Source organism: Micromonospora thermarum, assembly GCF_012034245.1.
In the GTDB taxonomy this organism is placed as follows: domain Bacteria; phylum Actinomycetota; class Actinomycetes; order Mycobacteriales; family Micromonosporaceae; genus Micromonospora; species Micromonospora thermarum.
This window is the reverse complement of record NZ_JAATEO010000002.1, coordinates 236,568-256,791: the sequence shown is the minus strand read 5'-3', so window position 1 is coordinate 256,791 and position 20,224 is coordinate 236,568. Positions and strand designations below refer to the sequence as shown.

Sequence of the window (20,224 nt, the reverse complement as noted above, 5' to 3'; positions counted from 1 at the left end):
GCCGCCGCGCGGTTCAGGTTGAAGAAGGTTCAGTAGGGGTGCGGGTCGAGCACCCGCCGCACGTACCGCCCCTCCCGCAGGTTCACCACGCTCGGGTGGTGCTGACCGATCCGGTTGGCCAGCCGGTCCGCCAGCCGCATCCGCTCGATGCTGCCGGCGCCGCCGGTGGTGGTCTGCTCGGCGACCGCCAGGTTCCCCCGGCCGCGCAGCGTGTCCGGGTGGTCCTCGCCCAGGGTCTCGCGCAGCCGCCCCACGACGATGCGCAGCTGCTCCCGCCCGGCCTCCAGCTCGCCGTGCTGGATCGTGAAGACGGCCAGGTTGTTGGCGACCGCCATGGTCAGCGGGTGGGTGCCACCCAGCGCCGTGGTCACCGCCGCCGCCGTCCGCGCGGCCAGTTCCCGGGCCGCCACCACCTCACCGGCGTCCCACATCGCCACGCTGCGGTTGTTGCGGCACACCAGCACGTACGGGTGCCCCTCGCCGAAGACCTGCGCGAACTGTTCCTCGGTCTCGGTCAGCTCGAGACGGGCCCGCTCCCCCTCCCCCTGGAGCATCAGGTTCGCCGCGCGGGACAGGCGGCTGAACAGGGTGTCCGGGTTGAGCGGGCCGAACCCGGCGAGCAGGTGCTCGTACGCATCGTCGAGCAGCCGCGCCGCCTCGGCGATCTCGCCGGTGCTGCGCAGCGACGCGGCGAGGTTGGTCTGCGCGGTGAGCACGTTGCGGGACTGGTCGCCGAAGAGGTTGCGGTACCCGGCGACGACCGTCTGCAGCAACGCCACCGAGCCCTCGTAGTCGCCGGCCTCCCGCAGGTCCCGCGCCAGGTTGTTGGCGGTGAGCAGGGTGCGCGGGTGGTCCGGGCCGAGCACCACCCGCAGCCGGCGGTAGGTGGCCTCGTCGCCGTCCAGCGCCCGCCGGAAGTCGCCCATCAGCCGGTACGACGCGGCCAGGTTGTTCGCGGCGGTCAGCGTACGGCGGTGGTCCTCGCCGAACACCTCGACGGAGGCGGCGTACGTGCGCAGGTCCCGTTCCAGCGCGTCGGCGTAGCGGCCGATGGCCCGCAGGTCACCGCCGTAGCCACCCGCGGTCATCAGGGTGTACGGGTGGCTGGACCCGATCAGCTTCTCCTGGGCGCCGAGCGTCTCCTCGTCGAGGCGGCGGGCGTCGTCGAACCGGCCGAGGCTACGCAGCAGGTTGGCCCGGTTGAACCGCAGGTGCAGCAGCTGCACCTGCAACGCCCGGTGCGCGGACGTGTCCGGGGCGAGCTGCGCCAGCAGCCGGGTCCAGGCGGCGTCGGCCTGCTCGGCGTACCGGTGGCCCTGCGCGTACCCGCCGTTGAGGTAGATGTACCGGATCCGGTCGATGATGAGCTGGCGCACGTCGTCGTCGGGCGAGGAGAGCGCGTCGGCGCCGTCGAGGTGCGGCCAGAGCAGGCGCAGGCGCGCCTGGGCGGCCGGGTCCTCCACCTCGCCGGAGGGGCGGGAGCCGGCGAGGATGCGGTGCACGTCCTGCTTCACGCCGGCCAGTTCCTCCGGCGTCATCCGGGCGCGCAGCGCCGCCTGGAGCAGCCGGTGGACCTGGACCTGCTGGGCGTGCAGGTCGACCTTGACCAGGGCCAGGCGGTTGATGCGCTGCACGAGCGCGGCGGCGATGTCCCGCTCGGAGACCCGGTCGGCCACCCGGGCGGCCACCACCGGGTCGTGCGCGGCGATGACCTTCGCGACCTGGTCGCTGTAGAGCAGTTCGAGGGAGATCTCCGGGGCGAGCACGGAGGCGAGCTGCAGCAGCCGGTACGCGCCCGCCGAGCCCTCCCGCAACCGCTGGAGGGAGAAGTCCCAGATGTCCTCGGCCGGGCCGGTGCGCTCCAGGCCGGCCAGGTAGTCGGCGACCGGGGTGCCGGTGTCGGCCAGCCACGCGCCGGCCATCGCCACGAAGATCGGCACGTTCTCGACCGCGTCGGCCACCTGCTCCGCCTCGGCCTCCGTGATCGACCGCTCGCCGACGCGGGCCCGCAGGTGCGCGACGCTCTCCGCCCGCTGGAACGCCTCGACGTCCAACGCCCGGGCCAGGTCGCCCCAGTCCGGGTTGCGGGTGGTGACGAGCACGTGCCCGACGCCCTGCGGCAGGTAGTCGCGGACGTCCTCGTACTGGTCGACGTTGTCGAAGACGAGCAGCCACTGCTCGGGCGGGCCACCGTCCGGGCGGCGCTCGGGGCGGCTGAGCCGCTGCCGTACCGCTCGCGTCATCTCGGGAATGGTGGGCTGCCGGGGCAGGCCCAGCTCGGCGCCGAGGTCGGCCACCCGGACGTCGACGAACTGCGGCGGGTCGGCCTGGACCCACCAGATGACGTCGTACGCACCCCGGAAGCGGTGCGCGTACTCGATCGCGAGCTGCGTCTTGCCGATGCCCGGACCCCCGCGCAACGCCACCGGGAGGCCGGTGCTGCCGGCGGCCTTCAACTCCTCCCGGAGCTGGCGCAGCAGCTCATCGCGGCCGGTGAACCGGAGGTTGCGGCTGGGCGGGTTGAACACCGGCGCCCGCGAGCCCGGGTAGCGGGCGGTGCGCACCAGCGGACGGCCGTGGCCCGGTGGTGGGGTCACCCCGAGGAGCTGCACGAGCCGGTCGACGGCCTCCTCGGCGGCCAGCTCGTGCAGCGACACCCAGCTGCCGATCGGTGCGTCGGGCGAGGGGGTGGTGCTGTCCACGTACACGAGCAGCGCCGCGCCCGACCGGCGCGGGTCGACCTGCTCGTCGTGTGCCACCCGGTACGAGCGGGAGACCAGCGTGACGTCACGGGTCACCGCGCCGGGCCGCACCGGCGGCGGATCGTCCACCGCCGCCGTGACCACCCGCAGGTCCACGGCCGTGAGCACGGCCTGCACCCACTCCGCCCAGGCCTGGTCCTCCGGGACGTGTCGCAGCACGATCAGCTCGTCGGCGACGGCGGGCTTGCGCTCGAAGCGGGCGACGGTACGCCGGCGCAGCGCCTCGTCCATCCGCGGCAACGCGGCGATCCGGCCACCGGTGATGTGGCCGGTCAGCGTCTCGTACGCGGACAGCAGGGTGGTGCGGCTGCCCGGGATGTCGCCGAAGGTGGCGAGCGTCTCCTCGTACGCGTAGTAGGCCCGGTAGGGCACCTCGACGGTGAGCCAGTACTCGCGCCGTTCGGCGTCGGTCATCCCGCCCGGCAGCCCGGCGAACCGCTGCATCGCCACCGCCCGGCCGGCGTCGGCCTTGCCCTTCTCCCCCTCGTCCACCCGCATCGGCACCGGCAGCACCCGCCGCGCCCGCCGCCCCTCGTAGCCGCGGACCCGGGCGGCGACCGTGGCGGCGCCGTCGATGCCCTGGTCGCTCAGCGTGAAACAGTCGACCAGCACGTCCGGCAGGTGGATGGTGCAGATCTCGGCGACGTCGCTGATGCCGGTGCGGCTGTCGATCAGCGTCCAGTCGTAGTGGCGCTTCATGTCCTCGCGCAGCGCGTCGAAGAACAGCGCCCCGCCCAGCCGGTTGTAGAAGTTGTCCCAGTTCAGGCCGGTGACGCTGCTCGCGTAGTCCGGGTTGTGCCGGCCGGCGAGCAGCAGGTCGAGGCTGCCGCCGCCGGGGAACTCCCAGGTGACGGAGAAGGCGTACTTCTGCACCTTGGCCAGGTGGCGGTGCCAGTCGCTGGGGCGGGACTCCACCGGCTCGGCGAGCCCGGCGGCCTCGGCCTCCCGGCGGCGATTCAGGTTCGCCCACTCGTACTCGACGATCAGGTCCATCACACCACCGGTGGAGGCGACCTGCTCGGGGTCGAGGAACGGGGCGTAGAACCGGTGCAGCCCCGGTGACTCCAGGTCCCAGTCGGCGACGAGGACGCGCTGGCCGTTCGCCGCGAGGATCCAGGCGGTGTTCGCCAGGGCCATCGTGCGGCCGGTGCCGCCCTTGTACGAGTAGAAGGTGACGACCTGACCGTCGCGCTGTTCCGTCATCGGTCTTCTCCTCGTCGCCGCTGGTCGGATGGGTCGGTCGGGCGCAGGCTCGGCCGCGGTGCGCCCGGGATGTCCTGCGGGTAGAGCGGGCCGTGCCGGAGGAACTGCTTGCGCGCCTCGATCACCAGCAGCGGCGCGCTGCGCTCGAACTCGTCCACGCCGTGGACCGGCCGCACCTCCGGGAACCGGGCCTCGCGCAGCACGGCGTCGATCTCGTCCGCCCCCGCCGCCCAGGCGGTCCCCCCGGGCAGGGCGTCAGCGTCGGCGACGACCAGCGGCACCACCCAGCGCGGCAGGCCGGCGACCGCCTCCCGGACCGCCGCCACGCCCAGGCTGGCGTCGATCAGCAGGACGGTCGGGCTGTCCGGGGCGTGGTCGCGGGCGCCGGCGAACTCGACGACCCGGGTCGGCAGCCCCAACCGCTGGGCGGTGGCGGCCACGTAGTCGGCGATCGTCAGCACGTGCCGCCCGGCGAACGGCCGCCACTGCCGCCCGTCCGGCCCGGCGAGCGCGGTGACGACCAGCGCCGGGTCTCCCCGGTCCTCCACCCGGGCCGCGCCCACCGGGGCGGCCCGCGAGCGGCGCAACGGCGCGGTCTCGGTCACCGCGATGATCCGCTCGGCGAGGGCGCTGAGCACCACGTCGTACTGCCGCCGGTAGGCGCTGAGCTTGCACAGCGCCCGCAGGCCGTTCTCCGCGTACTCGGTGGGACCGCCGACCAGCTCCACGGCCTCGGCCATCTCCGGCCGGTCGTCCCACGGCGGGAAGGGGATCCACAACACCGGCAGAATGTGCCGGCCCGCCTCGCCGGGGCGCAGCAGGCCCAGCCGGGACCGGAAGGCGGCCCGCTCGCCGACGGCCCAGGCGTTGCTGAAGTAGTTCGGCGAGTAGAGCGGGACGAACACGTGGGTGAGGCTGAGCGCGTCGGTGAGCGCCTGCTTCAGGTCGGCGCCGGGCGCGACGAGCCCGTCGAAGAACCCGATGTCGAGGTCACCGGCGCGGCGCGCGCCGCGCTGCACGGCGGCGTGCAGGTCCTGGAAGAACCGGCTGACCCAGTAGTCCGTGTCCGGACGGGCCGCCGCCGACAGCGGCACCGAATGGGCGTAGCTGAGGAAGAAGTACGTCTCCCGGCCGGCGCGGGAGCCGGTGGTGTCAGTCCAGCTCATCCCCGGCCTCCTCGAACCCGTCGCCGAGCTCCTCGATGTGCGACACGTACGGCTCGACCCAGTGCGTGTCCACCGCACGCACCACCCGCTGCGCGAGCCGCCACACCACCGCGTCGTACGCGTCCTTGCCGTTACGGCCCAGGCTGAGCAGGCCGTAGATGCCCTCCTGCTGGTACTGCGGGGCGATGTCCGGCGGCAGCCCGGTCGGCGAGAACATCTGCCGCCGGCGGATCGCCTCCGGTAGGTGGCGGCGGCCCATCACCGACCAGTTCACCGGGATGATCGGCCGCTCCCCCGGCGTCGCCCGCGCGTCCGGGCGGCGCACCTGCCGGCGGCGCACGAACGCGTTCCACTCCCGCGCGCACCAGACGCTGCGCAGGTACTGCGGGGAGATCAGCGGGATGAAGACCTGACAGTGGCCGGCGGCGAAGGCCAGGTCGTCCGCCCACACCTGGCCGCCGTCGAGGACCCGGTCGAGGAACCCGGCCGTGCTGCCCGCCGGCAGGCCCAGCAGCTCCGACACGTGGTCGGAGAGGTCGACGTAGAGCTGGAACACCTTCTGGTTGGTGTCCCGGGGCGGCTCGGCCGGCCGCTGCTTGGCGCGGGCGTAGCTGAGGAAGAACACGGGGGCGCGCGGGTCGACCCGGAACTCCTCCTCGCTCACACGCCGCTCCCGTCCGAAGGGGACACTCCCGCGGGACCACAGTATCGGCAGTGGCAAACACGGAACCGCCCTCGCGTCCGGTGCCCGCTCATCCATCGGCCGGCGAAGTCGACGGCCGCACGCACCCGCACCAGCCGGCCGGTGCCGGCGCCGACCGGGCCCCGCCGCACCTCCGGCCGGCGGTCCAGGGCCGCGCCGATCCGGGGAAAGTCCGAGTCGTCGAGGTCGAGGGCGAGGAAGTCGCGCCGGACCCGGCGGCCCGCCTCGTCCCGGACGTAACAGCGGTACGGACGAGAGGCGGGCGGTGGCCTGAGGCGGTACTCGGCGAGGTGGAAGGCGGTGCACTTGGCGTAGTCGACACCGAGCAGCAGTACCAGGGCGTCGGCGGCGTACAGGGCCGCCTGCGGGGACCGCTCGCCCAGGTGGCACTCCAGGTCGTGCACGGCGGTCAGGGCGGCGGCGGCCGGGCCGAGCGCCGCGAACGACGTCTGCGGGTGCCGGCTGCGCACGGCCCCGGGCTGCCGTCGCACGTGCTCGGCGAGCGCACCCATGCCCTCGGCGGGGCTCCGGTCGGGGTCGAACGGCGGGATGCGTGCCTCCACCTCGGCCGCCTCGGCGGCGGTCAGACCGGCGGTGGCGGCGCGGAAGGCCGGCGACGTGTTGGAGTTGCCGGCGGTCTGCGTCGGCACCACCACCGTCCCGGCCGGGCCGAGCACGTCGCCCAGGGCGGCCAGCACGGCCGCCGGGCCGCCCGCGACCGGCCCGATCCGGCGCAGCGACGCGTGGACCAGCACGGTCGCACCGATCGGCAGGCCCAACGCCCGCAGGTCGGCGGCCAGCCCGGCGCGCCCGACGGTCATCTCCAGCGGTCCACCGTGGTGCGCATCCGGGCGGCGAACCGCTCCCCCGCCGGTGTCAGCGCACCCAGCCCGAGCAGGGCGTCGAGCGCGCCGTCGGTCCAGTCGCGGTACCGGCGGTGCTGGGCGGCGGCCTCCGCCCCCGGCCGCCGGCGCCACACGTCCGCGACGGCGAGGTGCGCGTACGTGCCGTGCAGCACGCCCTCCACCGGGCGCGGGTCGTCCCGCCACGGCACGGTGAGCAGCCGGGCGTCCCGCCGGTCGACCAGCTCGCAGACGTCGAGCACCCCGTCGAGCTTCAGGTGCTGCACCTCGTGGACGAGCAGCACGGCGAGGGCCGCGTCGTCGGGAACCGGCGTGACGGCGACGGCGCCGAAGGCGGACGCGGCGGCGGCGCTGCGTTGCCGGCCCTGCCGGTCCGGCCGGACCGGGACGACCGCGCGCAGCAGCGCCCGCACGCCGGGGGCGTACGCCTCCGCCTCGGTGTCGATCCGGCCCACCGCCGCGGTGAGGTGGGCCGCCCAGCGGGCGGCGGCGTCAGCGGCCAGCCGCGGCGCGACCACCAGGTCCTGGTAGCAGTCCCGGTACGGGTCGGTGTCCTCGATCAGCACGTCGGGTGCGTCGGCACGGCGCACCGGGCGCCAGACGGATGTCTCCTCGCCCGGCCGGACGTCGATCGTCCGCCCCGCCGCGCGCACCCGGAAACCCCCGTCGACCGTGGTCAGCAGGGCGGGACCGGACAGCTCCGGCAGGGCGAGCGCCCCGAGGGTGGGCAGGGCGAGCACGCCGTCGCGGACCGGCACGTCCAGGTCGACGCGGGCACCCGCGCGGACCGCCGCCGCCGCTGCCACCGCCGCGAGGCGATCGAGGTCCGCCAGCGCCGGCCGTTCGAGGCACCGGTGCGCCCAGCGGCGGACGAACGGGTGGCCCAGCACCTCCCGCACCGCCCCCGGTGCGGTGACGTCCAGGTCGACCAGACGCTCCCAGGCCGCCGCGGCGACCGGGTGCCCGGCCGTGGCCGGGCTGAGCGCCACCAGCAACGCCCGGGTCTTGGCCAGGTGGACGGCGGCGAGCTGGCGGACTGAGGCGTCGGTGCCGTGGCCCGTGCCGAGGTCGTCCAGGACCGACGGGTCCAGCACGTCCGGCCCGGCGCCGTCGTCCGCCGGGTCGACGGACGGGGATCGACTCGATGCCGGCGGCATCGCGGCATCCGGGCCACCGGCACCGGCCGATGCCGCCGGCGTTGCGGCAGGCGAACCGGTCGGCCCGGCCGGGACGCCGGTGATGCCCTCGATCAGGTGGGCCAGGTCGGCGCAGTAGACCGAGGGGTTGTCGAAGCCGGTGCCGGGGCGGTACCGGTGCGCGAACAGGCCGCCGCCGCACTGGCGGACGACCGGGCAGGCGCGGCAGGTGGCGGACAGCCCGGCGAGCCCGGCCTGCCGGACGGCGACCATCGGGTGGGCGGCGACCGCGTCGACCGGGTGGGTGAAGACGTCCAGCCCGGTGGCGGGCGCACCGTCGTACGCGGACTTGAGCGAATCGACCTGCTCGTAGCTGCCGTCGGTCTCGACGACCGCCAGGTCGGCGGCGGCCAGCCCGACCGCCTCGGTGCGGGTGACGCCGCCGGCGGCGGTGGCGAGCAGCGAATCCAGCAGCCGGATCGGCACCGGTCGACCGTCGGCCGTCCAGGCCCGGTGCACGGCGAGCAGCCAGTCGGCGTACGGGGTGGCGACGCCGGCCGGGCGCGGCGGGGGACGTTCCCAGTTGGCGTGCGGCAGGAGGAAGTCGATGTGGGGCGGGTCCTCGGCGAGTAGCGCCCGGTAGACGGTGACGGGGTCGTTGGCGAGGTCGACCGTGCAGAGCAGCCCGGCGTAGCACGGCCGGAACTCGGGGCGGCGCAGCAGCGCCAGGGCCCGCAGCACCCGGGCGTGGCTGCTCGCGCCGGAGGCGTAGCGGCGGTGCCGGTCGTTGGCGGCCCGGTCACCGTCGAGGGAGATGCCGATCGCGACGCCGTGGGTGACGAGCACCTCGGCGATCTCCTCGGTGAGCAGCACGCCGTTGGACTGCATGCGCAGGTCCAGCCGGGTCACCGGGTCGAGCCGGCGGCGCAGCTCGGCGGCGGTGGCCGCCAGCCCGGCCGCGCCGGCGAGCAGCGGCTCACCGCCGTGCAGCACCACCCGGACGGCGTCGAGCCGGTGCGCGACCGCGTGCTCGGCGATGCGCCGGGCGGCGGCGGCCACCGTCGCGGGCGCCATGGTGTGCGGCTGGCGGCGCCAGGACTGGTCGGGATGCTCGTAGACGTAGCAGTGGTCGCAGGACAGGTCGCACCGACTGACGATCTTGAGAACGAACTGACTCAGGGCTACGGCCGACGCGGGCCGTCCGGGCGTCGCGGGCTCACCGGCGTCAGATCGAAGAGCCGAAGGCTGCGACATCGACGCGGGCCGGCTGGTCCACGGTGCGGGTGTCGGGCAGCGCCACGGTGCGGGCGCGGGAGAGCGGAATCTTTCCGAGCGGAGTGTGCCGGAGATCGGCCAGCGGAGCGGTGGTCGTCGACCGGCCTGCGTTGCGATCCACGTGAGTCCCCCCATCGGACTTGTGGGTCAGCGGGGGCCAGCCGGGACGGCGGCCCTAGACAACTGTCGATGAGTCTACAACACGCGGAGTAGTCTCAGCGGCGCGGTACGCCATCTTCTTCAAGGGTTCTGGCCATCCATGCCTCATTGGACAGTGCGATGAGCCGTTCCGCCTCGGCCACGACCGCGTCGTCGTCGGTCCAGCCGTCCCCGTCCCGCCGGGCGCGGAGCAGCCGGACGAGCTGGTCGGCGGTGCGGGCGTACTCGATCTGCTGCTGCTCGTACTGCTGGGCCGCGCCGTACCCGACCACGGCCGTCGTCACCGTGGCCACGACGCCCACCCACGCGGCGAGGCCGAGCCCGTCGCCGAGCACCCCGACCACGGCGGAGAGCACCGCGCCGGCCGCGGTCAGGCCCGTCGTGACCACCCGGATCCGGCGGGCGGCGGCGCCCGTCCGCCGGGCCTCCGGCAGGTAGTACCGCTCGACCTGCCGGTCCACCCGCTGCACCAGGTACGACGGGACGTCCGACACCGCCGGCAGCGGTCGGGCCGGCGGGGCGACGTCGACCGTGTGCCCGACCAGGTCACCGGCCTCGTCCAGGATCGCGTCCACGCGGCTCAGCAGCACCGCGTCGCGGTCCGGCCCCCGGTACGGGGCCACCCCGGCCAGGTGGCGGTGCACCTCGGCCTTCAGCGACTCGGCGACCGAGCGCAGCCGCGTCCAGACCTGCACCGGCTCACGGGCCGTGGACCGGACGGCCAGCGGGACGAGGCCCAGCGCGGCGGCGGCGACGATCGCCAGCGCCCGGCTCGTCGCCAGGTGCACGGTGCCGAGCTGCGCGGCGGCGGCGCCGGCCACGGCGGCGACCACCGTCAGGCCGGCGACCAGACGGCGGCCCCGGACGATCCGTCGCCGCGCCGCGTCCGCCGCCCGGGACCACACACCCTGCTGCTGCCAGACCGTGTCGAGCACGGCTGGGGAATCGACGGTCGACACTCCCCGAATGGTAGGGCACCGGATCCGCTGCCGACCGCGCCGACGAGGTCACCGCTCTGACGCCTTCGGGCAGCAGACCGTCAACGCGCCGGGCACCACGCGGACCTTGAGCTTGGTCACCGCACGCCGTGCGCCGCCGTCCAGCTCGTACGTCCGGGGCGCGGCGAGCGTGACCTTCACCCGGCGGCCCCGGGTGATGCGCACGAACGGCGACTCCTCGGAGCGGCCGGCCGCCATCCGGCCCAGCGTCCGCGCCCAGTCGACCGCGCCGTTCGCGGTCGACACGCCGATCTCCAGGGCGCCGTCATCCGGCCGGGCGTCGTCGAACGCCGGGATGCCGCCGGTGATCGTGCCGACGTTGCCGAACAGCACGCAGCTCGCCTCGCCGTCGAACCACTCGGCGCCGTCGACCGTGATCCGGGTGGGGACCAGCTCGCCCCGCACGTGCCGCAGCCCGGTCCACAGGTACGCGATCCGGCCGAGCCTGCCCTTGAGCTTCCGGTCGGCCTCCCGGATCAGGTCGCCGTCGAAGCCGGCACCGGCCATCACCGCGAAGTGCTCGCCGTTGAGCTTCCCGAGGTCGAGCGCGCGGCGCGGGCCGTGCAGCCCGATCCGGACGGCCTCGGGCAGGTCCTCCGGGATGCCCAGGTTCGCGGCGAAGAGGTTCGCGGTGCCGGCGGGCAGGATCGCCATGGCGGTGTCGGTGCCGGCGAGGGTGTCGGCGCAGCGCTGCACCATTCCGTCACCGCCCCACACGAAGACCAGGTCGGCGCCCTTCTTCAGTGCCTTGCGCACCTTTTTCGGCGCCTTGCGGCTCTTCGGCACCTCGTACCAGATCACGTCCTCGACGCCCGCCGCGACCAGCTCGGTGCGCAGCGCGTCCAGGCCGCCCCCGAGAGTCTTCTTCCGGTGGGCGACGACCGCGACCGTGCCAACCCGGGTCGGCACGGTCGTCCCGCGCTCCGCTGTGCTGGTGCTCATGCCCCCCGGTGTTACCCAGCCGGCGTCGTTCCCACGCTGGGGGCGCGCTCACCCCTCCTCCCGGCGGTCGGTCATCGCCGGGCCGGCGGCGGCCGGCAACAGGTGCCGCACCTCCGGCGCCCCGTCGGCGAGGTCCCGGGCCCGCTCCTCGGCCTTCTGGTCGGCGCCGGTCAACCGCCCGCCGTGCTGCCGCAGATGCTCGTCCCAGGAGGGCACCAGGTAGACCTCCACGAACCGGTCGCCGGTCTCGCCCTCGCGGAACAGCCCCCACCGCATCGCCCCGGTACGCTGCCGCGAGCCGCGGACGTCGTCCATCGCGTCGAGGAATTGCCGCTCCCGCTCTGGACGGACCGTGTACGTCACAGTCACCAGCACCGGACCCACCCGGGGATCCGGATCGTGGGCCAGGTGGAGGCGGGGCCAGTACGTGGCCGGGTCCTTGTCCACGCCCCGCAGGTCGGGCAGGGGCCATACCTGGCTGGTCACCGCGCCGAGGAGCATCAACGCACCGGCGGCGACGAAGGCGACGACCAGCCCCGACACGTCCGCCACCACGCCCCAGACGAACGCGCCCACCGCCTGACCACCGGCGAACACCACCTGGTAGATGGCCAGCCCGCGCGCTCGCACCCAGCCCGGCAGGAAGATCTGTATTTCGGCGTTGACGTTGGCCAGGACGTTGACCCAGGCCAGCCCCGCCGGCAGCAGGGCCAGGAGCACCAGGGGTACGACCGGGACCAGGCCGACGACGAGCAGCGTCCCGCCGTACAGCGCGCTCGCCACCAGCAGGAACTGGTTGGCCGACATCCTCGTGCGGACCCACGGCAGCAGCAGGCCGCCGAGGATCGCGCCCACCCCGAGGGCGCCCAGGAGCAGGCCGTACCCGCCGGAGTCCATGCCGAGCCGCCGGCTCGCCACCAGCGGCAGGAGCGCCCACAGCACGCTGCCCGGCACCAGGAACACGAGCGCGCGCCGGAGCAACCGACGGACGAGCGGCGAGTGGCGTACGTACCGACCGCCGGCGCGCAGCGCCGCGGTGAACGGCTCGGGCACCTCGACGGCGCGGGCGTTGCCCGGCCGCCACCGCAGCAGGGCCACGGTGAAGACCAGGAACGCCACGGCGTTCAGTGCGAAGACCGGTGCCGCACCCACCTGGGCGATCAGCACGCCCGCCACCGCCGGCCCCACCGCCCGCGCCACGTTGACACTGATCGAGCCGAGCGCGGAGGCGGCCCGCAGGTGGTCCCGCGGCACCAGTTCCGGGATCACCGCCGCCCACGCCGGCAGGGTGAGCGCCTGCCCGACCCCGAACGCGAACGTCAGCGTGAGCAGCAGCGCCGGCGGCATCCGGCCGGTCGCGGTGAGCAGCGCCAACGCCGCCGCGACCACCACCAGGAACAGTTGTACGGAGATCAGCAGGTGCCGCCGGTCGAAGGCGTCGGCCAGCGCCCCGGCCGGCAACGCCAACAGCAGCACCGGCAGGAAGCTGGCGGTCTGCACCAGGGACACCAGGGTCGAGGCGTTCGGCTCGTCGATCAGCAGCCACTGCGCGCCGACCGTCTGCATCCACGTGCCGACGTTCGCGGCGAGCAGGGCCAGCCACAGGTTGCGGTACACCGCGATCCGGAGCGGCGCCCAGGCCGAGACCGCCGGCTCGGCGTCGGCGTTGACCGCCGTCACCACCGTCCGTCCGCGCGCAGCACGACCTCACCGGAAACGTACACATGGTCGGGGCTGAGCTGGAGCAGCCGGACGACCTCCGGCGCGACCTGATCCGGCATCGCGTACACCGTGTCCAGGAACTCGGCGCCCACCCGCTCCTGCAGGCGGGTGGGCATCGGTCCAGGGTGCAGCTGCATCACCTTCACCCGGTTGCTGTGCTGCGCCTCCGCCAGCGACTCGACCAGGCTGGCGCCGTAGCTCTTGGTGGCCCGGTAGACGGGGATGCCCGGCCGGGCCTTCACCACCGCCATGGCCCCGACGTACACGAGGTTGCCGAAGCCCTGCCGGTGGAACTGCCGCAGCGCCTCCCGGCACACGTACGTCGTGCCGAGCACGTTGACCTCGACGGCACGCCGGATGCGCTCGGGGGCGAGGTCCAGCAGGTCTCCACCCGCCCACACCGACGCGCAGTCGGCCACCCCGTGGATCGTGCCGTACCGCTCGGCGAACCAGCCGAAGGAGTCACGGACCTCGGCATAGGAGGCGACATCGCAGACTCCGCCGTCGCAGCCCAGTTCGCCACGTACGGCGGCGACCTCGGTCGCGACGTCGCCCAGGACAGCGACCCGGTGTTCCGCGGCGAGGGCGCGGGCGACCGCAAGACCGAGGCCGCTGGTGCCGCCGACCACCACGAAGGATCTCCCGGCCATGTCTCTCCTGCCCTCGGCTAGGGGCGGACGTGCGGAGGGTCGCCTTCCCGCTACCGCCCGTTCCACACCTGACCTCGACGACTTCCCGTCGCGGCCGGCTGTCCGGCGGCTCCCAACAACCACGGAAAAGGCATTAATCTCCTGACCCCTTTCCGACAGGAATGACCACTGCGGCAAATGAAAAAGGGCTGGTCACTCCGCTGCAGTAGGTGCTGCCGCGGTCGAGCATCCGACAAGGTAACAGTGAAGTGGCACGACTTCTTCGCCGTCGGCACCGAGATCCCGATGCCCGGCGTGCTCTGGTAGGTCCGGCTCCGGTCGTGGGCTCCGGGCGCCGCCCGGGGCCCACGACGCTGCCGGTCAGCGCCCGGTGGGTCTGGTCGGGGCGGCCGTGGCCGACGTCCCCGGCGACGGCCCACCCCGCCGGCCACCGGCGGGGGCAACCGCTCACCGGGCGCCGGCCGGCGACCACGTGGGCGGCCCCACGTGGACGGCCGGGCCCGGTACGGTCGGCGGCATGGTTGCTGACCGGTCGCTGGGTCGCCCGTTCTGGACCTTCTGGACCGCCGCCGCCCTGGCCAACCTGGGTGACGGCATCCGGGTGGCGGCGTTCCCCCTGCTGGCCGCCGCGCTGAGCGACGACCCGGTGGCGGTCGCGGCGGTCGCCGCCGCGCAGTTCCTTCCGTGGCTGGTGACCGGACTGCTCGCCGGTGCGCTCGCCGACGGGCGGGGCGCCCGTACGGTCGTCGCCACCGCCGACGCCGGCCGCGTGCTGGTCCTGGCGACGCTGGCGGTGGCGGTGGCGACGGGCTGCGGCAGCGTCTCGTACCCGAGGGGCTGCTCGGCCGGGTCGTCGCCGCGTCCCGCACCCTCACCTACAGCTGCACGGCGCTCGGCGCCCTCGCCGGCGGCGCGCTCGCCGCCCGGGCCGGGCTGGTCGTGCCGTTCCTGTTCAGCGGGGCTGTCGCGGTGGCGGCGACGGCCGGGTGGTGGCTGGCGTCCCGGCGGAACGCCGCGACCTGACGCGGGGGACGCCGCGGCTGCGGCATCCCCCGCCGCCGGTCAGAGGGTACGGGCGAGGCGCTCGGCGAGGACCCGGGTGAACCGGGACGGGTCAGCCAGTTCGCCGCCCTCGGCGAGCAGCGCCATCCCGTACAGCAGCTCGGCGGTCTCGGTCAGCGACTCCTCGGTGCCGCCCTGCTCGCGGGCCTTGCGCAGCCCGCTCACCAGCGGGTGGCTCGGGTTCAGTTCCAGGATCCGCTTGACCTGCGGCACCTCGTGGCCCATCGCCCGGTACATCTTCTCCAGCGTGGGTGTGAGGTCGTGGGCGTCACCGACGACGCAGGCCGGGGAGGTGGTCAGCCGGGACGACAGGCGGATCTCCTTGACCTGGTCGGCGAGGGCGCCGCCCATCCAGGCGAGCAGGTCGGCGTACTCGGTGCGCTGCCGCTCCCGCTCGGCCTCGGCCGCCTTCCTCTCCTCCTCGGTGTCCAGGTCGACCTGGCCCTTGGCGATCGAGCGCAGCGTCTTCCCGTCGTACTCGCCGACCCGCTCCACCCACACCTCGTCGACCGCGTCGGTGAGCAGCAGCACCTCGTAGCCCTTGGCGCGGAACGCTTCCATGTGCGGCGAGTTCTCGATGGTGGCGCGGTTCTCGCCGGTGGCGTAGTAGATGTCGGTCTGGCCGTCCTTCATCCGGCTGACGTAGCCGGCGAGGTCGGTCGGCTCGGCGGCGTCGTGGGTCGAGGCGACGGAGAGGATCTCCAGGAGGGCGTCCCGGTTCTCCGTGTCGTCGATCAGGCCCTCCTTGACCGCGGCGCCGAACTCGGCCCAGAAGGTGCGGTACTTCTCCGGCTGGTTGGCCTTGAGGTCCTTGACGGTGGCGAGGACCTTCTTGACCAGCCGGCGGCGGACGACCTGGATCTGCCGGTCCTGCTGGAGGATCTCCCGGGAGATGTTCAGCGACAGGTCGTGCGCGTCGACCACGCCCTTGACGAAGCGCAGGTACGCCGGCATCAGCGCCTCGCAGTCGTCCATGATGAACACGCGCTTGACGTAGAGCTGCACGCCGCGCCGGCCCTGCGGGGAGAACAGGTCGAGCGGGGCGTGCGAGGGCAGGAAGAGCAGCGCCTCGTACTCGAAGGTGCCCTCGCCCCGCATGTGCACGATCTCGAGCGGGTCGGCCCAGTCGTGGCTGACGTGCTTGTAGAACTCGTGGTACTCGGCCGGCTCGACCTCGTCGCGGGACCGCGCCCACAGCGCCTTCATCGAGTTGAGGGTCTGCACCTCGGTGCTGGGCTCGCCGCCCTCCGCACCGGGCCGCTCGACCTCCATCCGGATGGGGTGGGCGATGAAGTCGGAGTACCGCTTGACGATCTGCCGGATGGTCCACTCGGCGGTGTAGTCGTGCAGGTTGTCGTCGGCGTCGGCCGGCTTGAGGTGCAGGGTGACCGCGGTGCCCTGCGGTGCGTCCGCGACCGGCGCGATCGTGTACGTGCCCTCGCCGGTCGACTCCCAGCGGGTGCCGCCGGTCTCCCCCGCCCGGCGGGTGACCAGCTCGACCCGGTCGGCGACCATGAACGCGGCGTAGAAGCCGACGCCGAACTGGCCGATCAGCTCCTGGGATGCGGCGGCGTCGGTCGACTCGCGCAGCGTGCGCAGCAACTCGGCGGTGCCGGACTTGGCGATGGTGCCGATCACCTGGACGACCTCGTCGCGGGACATGCCGATGCCGTTGTCCCGCACGGTGAGGGTGCGCGCCGCCTTGTCGACCTCGATCGCGATGTGCAGGTCGGACGTGTCGACCTGGAGGTCCTTGTCGACCAGCGACGCCAGGCGCAGCTTGTCCAGCGCGTCCGACGCGTTCGAGATCAGCTCCCGCAGGAAGACGTCCTTGTTCGAGTAGATCGAGTGGACCATCAGCCGGAGCAGCTGACGTGCCTCGGCCTGGAACTCCAACGTCTCGGTGCGCATACACCGTGTCCTTTCGTCCTCGAAGCCCGGTGCGGCGCCGGCCGGGCCGGCGCCACGGATGCGGGCGCCGCCGGCCGGCGCCACGAAGAGGTTCGCCGAAAGGATACGAGCACCTCACGCAGGGCGACACGGCACCCGTGCACTCACACGGCGAGGGCGGCCCGGACCGCCGTCTCGGCCCCCACGCCGCCGGTGCCGGTCGACGTCACCCGCCCCGACTCGAGGACGTGGTAGTGGTCGGCGACCCGCAGCGCGAAGCCGAGGTGCTGCTCGACCAGCAGGACGCTGATGCCGGCCTGCCGGGTGAGCCCGACGATCCGGTCCTGGATCTCCGTCACCACCGACGGCTGGATGCCCTCGGTCGGCTCGTCGAGCATGAGTAGCCGCGGTCGGGCGATGAGCGCCCGGGCCAGGGCGAGTTGCTGCCGCTGCCCGCCGGAGAGCAGGCCGGCCCGGCGCCGCAGCAACGGCCGCAGCGCCGGGAACAGGTCCAGCGCGTCCGCGGTGGCGGCGGCGCCGTCGCGGCGCCCGTCGGCCACCAGCCGCAGATTCTCCCCCGCCGTCAGGTGCGGGAAGCACTGCTGCCCCTGCGGGACGTACGCCAACCCGCGCGCCACCCGCTGGTGCGGGGCGAGTCGGGTGACGTCCTCGCCGTCCAGCTCGACCACACCCGCGGTGGGGCGGAGCAGGCCGGCGGCGACCCGCAGCAGCGTGCTCTTGCCGGCCCCGTTGTGGCCCAGCACGGCGACCGCCCCGTCGGTGGGCACCGCCAGGTCGACCCCGTACAGCACCAGGCTGCGGCCGTACCCGGCGGACACCCCGTGCAGCGCCAGCATCACTCACCTCCGCTCGGGGCCGACCCGGTGTCGACCGGGTGGCCGAGGTAGACCTCCTGCACCCGCGGGTCGGCCTGCACCTGCGCCACGGTGCCCTCGCTGAGCACGCGGCCGGCGTGCAGCACGGTGACCGTCCGAGCGAAGCGGCGCAGGAAATCCATGTCGTGTTCGATCACCACCACCGTGCGGTCCCGGCTCACCGTCTCCAGCAGGGCGCCGGTGGCGTCGCGCTCCTCGTGGCTCATGCCGGCCACCGGTTCGTCGAGCAGCAGCAGCTTCGCGTCCTGGACGAGCAGCATCCCGATCTCCAGCCACTGCTTCTGTCCGTGGGCGAGGGTGCCGGCGGGCTGTTCGGCGTGCCCGGCCAGCCCGATCGTGTCCAGTGCTGCGGCGACCTCGTCGGGCACGCCCCGCCGCCGCCGTGCGAGGATCGCCCAGCCGCGCCGGGCACCGGCGGCGATATCGAGGTTCTGCAGGACGGACAGCTCCTCGAAGACGGTGGCGGTCTGGAAGGTACGGCCTACGCCGAGCCGGCTGATCCGGTGCACCGGCCGGCCGAGCAGCTCGTGCGTGCCGAATCGCACCGAGCCGGTGGCCCGGACCAGCCCGGTGACCGCGTCGACCAGGGTGGTCTTGCCGGCGCCGTTCGGCCCGATGAGGAACCGGATGTCACCCGACGGCACGGTGAGGCTCACCCCGTCCACGGCGGTGAACCCGTCGAAGCTGACCCGCAGGTCGCGGATCAGCAGCCCGTCAAGCTCGCTCACCCCGCCACCTCCGTCCGACGGCGGCCCAGCCGGGCAAGCGGGCCGAGGCCGTTGCGGCGGGCGAGCAGCGACGCCAGGCCGCCCGGAAGGAACGCCACGACCAGCACGAACAACCCCCCTTGCAGGTACGTCCAAGTGCCCGGGAAGCGTTCGGACAGGGCGGTACGCGCCCACGCGACCGCCACCGCGCCGAGCACCGGGCCGAGCAGGGTCGCCCGTCCCCCGACGGCGACACCGATCACGAACTCGATCGACGGGACGATCCCGATCAGCGCCGGGGAGATGATGCCGACCGCCGGGACGAAGAGCGCCCCGGCCAGGCCGGCCATGCCGGCCGCGGTCACGTACGCGACGAGTTTGACCGTCGCCGGGTCGTACCCGAGGAAGCGGACCCGCTCCTCGCAGTCGCGTACGGCGACCAGCAGCTCGCCGTAGCGGCTCTGCACGAGCTGGCGGGCCAGGGCCAGCAGCGCCAGCAGGACGGCGGCGATGAGGAAGTAGACCGTTCGCTGGTTGACCGGATCGTCGAGGTCGTACCCGAAGAAGCCCTGGATGTCGGTGAGACCGTTGGTCCCGCCGGTGGTGCCCTGCTGGCCCACCAGCAGGATCACCATGGCGGCGGCGAGGGCCTGGCTGAGGATGGCGAAGTACGCGCCGCGGACCCGCCGTCGGAAGACCAGCGAGCCGAGCCCGAACGCGACCGCCATCGGCAGCAGCACCGTGGCGGGCAGGGCGAACCACGGGCTCGCGAACGGCCGCCACCACAGCGGCAGTTCGTCGAGCTGCCCGTACAGCTGCATGAAGTCCGGCATCTGGCCCGGGCCCGCGTCAGCGAGCTTGAGGTGCATGGCCATCGCGTAGCCACCGAGGCCGAAGAAGACGCCCTGGCCGAGGGTGAGCAGGCCACCCCGGCCCCAGGCGATGCCGATGCCGACCGCCACCATCGCCAGGCAGAGGTACTTGGCCAGCAGCGACAGCCGGAAGTCGGACAGCACCAGCGGGGCGACGGCGAACAGCAGCGCGGCCCCGAGCGCGAAGCCGGCGGCGGCACGCAGCCGGGGTCGCGGGCGGCGCACCGTCGGTGGTGGCGACGCGTCGGGGGCGAGGTCGGTGACGGGCGGTCCGGCGACGGCGGTCATGCCAGGCTCCTGGTACGCAGGGTGAACAGGCCCTGGGGTCGCCACTGCAGGAACGCGACGATGGCGACGAAGACCATCACCTTGGCGACGCTCAGGGTGGTGAGGTACTCGCCGGTGGCCTGGAGCACGCCGAGGGCGAACGCGACGATCACACTCCCCTTGAGCTGGCCGATCCCGCCGACCACGACGACCAGGAAGGCATCGATGATCAGGTTGGTGCCCATGGTGGGGCCGATCGGGCCGAGCAGGGTGAGCGCGACCCCGGCGAGACCGGCCAGGCCGGAGCCGACGAAGAACGTGGTGCGGTCGACGCGGGCGATGGGGATGCCGGAGACCGCGGCGAGGTCGCGGTTCTGCACGACGGCGCGGATCCGCCGGCCGAGCGAGGTGAGCCGCAGGGCGAGGGTCAGCGCCACGACCGCGGCGAGCGCCAGGGCCAGGATGAACAGGCGGTTGTTCGCGACCGTCAGCCCGCCGGGCAGGGCGATGTTGCCGGTGAGCAGCTCCGGCGCGCGGGTCTGCACGTTGGGGCTGCCGAAGATGTCGCGGGCAAGTTGCTGCAGGATCAGCGACACGCCCCAGGTGACCAGCAGGGTGTCCAGCGGGCGGGCGTAGAGGCGGCGGATCAGCAGGATCTCGAGCAGCACGCCCATCGTGCCAGCCACCACGAAGGCGACCGGCAGTGCGACCAGCAGGGACCAGCCGGCGCCGGTGATGGTCTGCTGGAGCACGTACGTGGTATAGGCGCCGGCCATGATGAACTCGCCGTGCGCCATGTTGATGACGTTCATCTGGCCGAAGGTCAGCGCAAGGCCGAGCGCGATGAGCAGCAGGACCGCCCCGATGCTGACGCCGGTGAAGAGTTGACCGAAGAGGACTGTCACGGTGCGTACTCCGAACGGATGGGGGTGGCCCGGGCGGCAGGGCCGC

The 20,224-nt window shown here is 73.8% G+C and carries 15 protein-coding genes and 1 pseudogene; 1 reads left to right on the top strand and 15 read right to left on the bottom strand.

The window, feature by feature from the left end; translation table 11 throughout:
* Window positions 1-29: 29 nt before the first annotated feature.
* From fxsT to HCJ94_RS02915, 10 genes are all read right to left on the bottom strand, one after another.
* Complete coding sequence (gene fxsT / locus HCJ94_RS02960) at window positions 30-3,965, bottom strand: FxSxx-COOH system tetratricopeptide repeat protein (RefSeq protein ID WP_167999384.1); 3,936 nt, start codon at window positions 3,963-3,965, stop codon at window positions 30-32.
* Window positions 3,962-5,131 carry a TIR-like protein FxsC gene (locus HCJ94_RS02955; RefSeq protein ID WP_167999383.1) on the bottom strand — a complete coding sequence of 390 codons (1,170 nt, stop codon included), beginning with the start codon at window positions 5,129-5,131 and terminating at the stop codon, window positions 3,962-3,964. The genes fxsT and HCJ94_RS02955 overlap by 4 nt, the downstream gene beginning before the upstream one ends.
* Complete coding sequence (locus HCJ94_RS02950; protein WP_167999382.1) at window positions 5,118-5,795, bottom strand: TIR-like protein FxsC; 678 nt, start codon at window positions 5,793-5,795, stop codon at window positions 5,118-5,120. Before HCJ94_RS02950 ends, HCJ94_RS02955 begins: the two co-directional genes overlap by 14 nt.
* Window positions 5,792-6,655: an AAC(3) family N-acetyltransferase gene (locus tag HCJ94_RS02945; protein WP_167999381.1), complete on the bottom strand. Its 864-nt coding sequence runs from the start codon at window positions 6,653-6,655 to the stop codon at window positions 5,792-5,794. Before HCJ94_RS02945 ends, HCJ94_RS02950 begins: the two co-directional genes overlap by 4 nt.
* Entirely contained in the window at window positions 6,652-9,087 is a 2,436-nt protein-coding gene (locus tag HCJ94_RS02940; RefSeq protein ID WP_167999380.1) for an FxsB family cyclophane-forming radical SAM/SPASM peptide maturase, read from the bottom strand. The genes HCJ94_RS02945 and HCJ94_RS02940 overlap by 4 nt, the downstream gene beginning before the upstream one ends.
* On the bottom strand, window positions 9,059-9,259 hold the full coding sequence (locus tag HCJ94_RS02935) for an FXSXX-COOH protein (RefSeq protein ID WP_167999458.1): 201 nt from the start codon (window positions 9,257-9,259) through the stop codon (window positions 9,059-9,061). Before HCJ94_RS02935 ends, HCJ94_RS02940 begins: the two co-directional genes overlap by 29 nt.
* Window positions 9,260-9,323: 64 nt before the next feature.
* Window positions 9,324-10,226: a DUF4231 domain-containing protein gene (locus HCJ94_RS31035; protein ID WP_167999379.1), complete on the bottom strand. Its 903-nt coding sequence runs from the start codon at window positions 10,224-10,226 to the stop codon at window positions 9,324-9,326.
* 48 nt (window positions 10,227-10,274) lie between these two features.
* On the bottom strand, window positions 10,275-11,207 hold the full coding sequence (locus tag HCJ94_RS02925; protein ID WP_167999378.1) for a diacylglycerol/lipid kinase family protein: 933 nt from the start codon (window positions 11,205-11,207) through the stop codon (window positions 10,275-10,277).
* Window positions 11,208-11,255: 48 nt separating this feature from the next.
* On the bottom strand, window positions 11,256-12,890 hold the full coding sequence (locus HCJ94_RS02920) for an MFS transporter (protein WP_309227119.1): 1,635 nt from the start codon (window positions 12,888-12,890) through the stop codon (window positions 11,256-11,258).
* Window positions 12,884-13,579, bottom strand: a complete 696-nt coding sequence (locus HCJ94_RS02915; protein WP_167999377.1) for an SDR family NAD(P)-dependent oxidoreductase — start codon at window positions 13,577-13,579, stop codon at window positions 12,884-12,886. Before HCJ94_RS02915 ends, HCJ94_RS02920 begins: the two co-directional genes overlap by 7 nt.
* Window positions 13,580-14,096: 517 nt before the next feature.
* Between HCJ94_RS02915 and HCJ94_RS02910 the strand changes: the two are divergent.
* Window positions 14,097-14,402, top strand: a pseudogene (locus tag HCJ94_RS02910) (MFS transporter); the annotation flags it as partial.
* Window positions 14,403-14,641: 239 nt separating this feature from the next.
* Here the strand turns inward: HCJ94_RS02910 and htpG are convergent.
* The 5 genes from htpG to urtB form a co-directional block, all read right to left on the bottom strand.
* Window positions 14,642-16,552, bottom strand: coding sequence for a molecular chaperone HtpG (htpG, locus tag HCJ94_RS02905; RefSeq protein WP_167999376.1), 1,911 nt, complete (start codon window positions 16,550-16,552; stop codon window positions 14,642-14,644).
* 143 nt (window positions 16,553-16,695) lie between these two features.
* Window positions 16,696-17,388: an ATP-binding cassette domain-containing protein gene (locus HCJ94_RS02900; RefSeq protein ID WP_167999375.1), complete on the bottom strand. Its 693-nt coding sequence runs from the start codon at window positions 17,386-17,388 to the stop codon at window positions 16,696-16,698.
* On the bottom strand, window positions 17,388-18,155 hold the full coding sequence (gene urtD, locus HCJ94_RS02895; RefSeq protein WP_167999374.1) for an urea ABC transporter ATP-binding protein UrtD: 768 nt from the start codon (window positions 18,153-18,155) through the stop codon (window positions 17,388-17,390). Before urtD ends, HCJ94_RS02900 begins: the two co-directional genes overlap by 1 nt.
* Window positions 18,152-19,294, bottom strand: a complete 1,143-nt coding sequence (gene urtC / locus HCJ94_RS02890; protein ID WP_167999373.1) for an urea ABC transporter permease subunit UrtC — start codon at window positions 19,292-19,294, stop codon at window positions 18,152-18,154. Before urtC ends, urtD begins: the two co-directional genes overlap by 4 nt.
* Window positions 19,291-20,178 (bottom strand): urea ABC transporter permease subunit UrtB, encoded by an 888-nt coding sequence (urtB, locus tag HCJ94_RS02885; RefSeq protein WP_167999372.1) that lies wholly within the window; start codon window positions 20,176-20,178, stop codon window positions 19,291-19,293. Before urtB ends, urtC begins: the two co-directional genes overlap by 4 nt.
* Window positions 20,179-20,224: the final 46 nt, after the last annotated feature.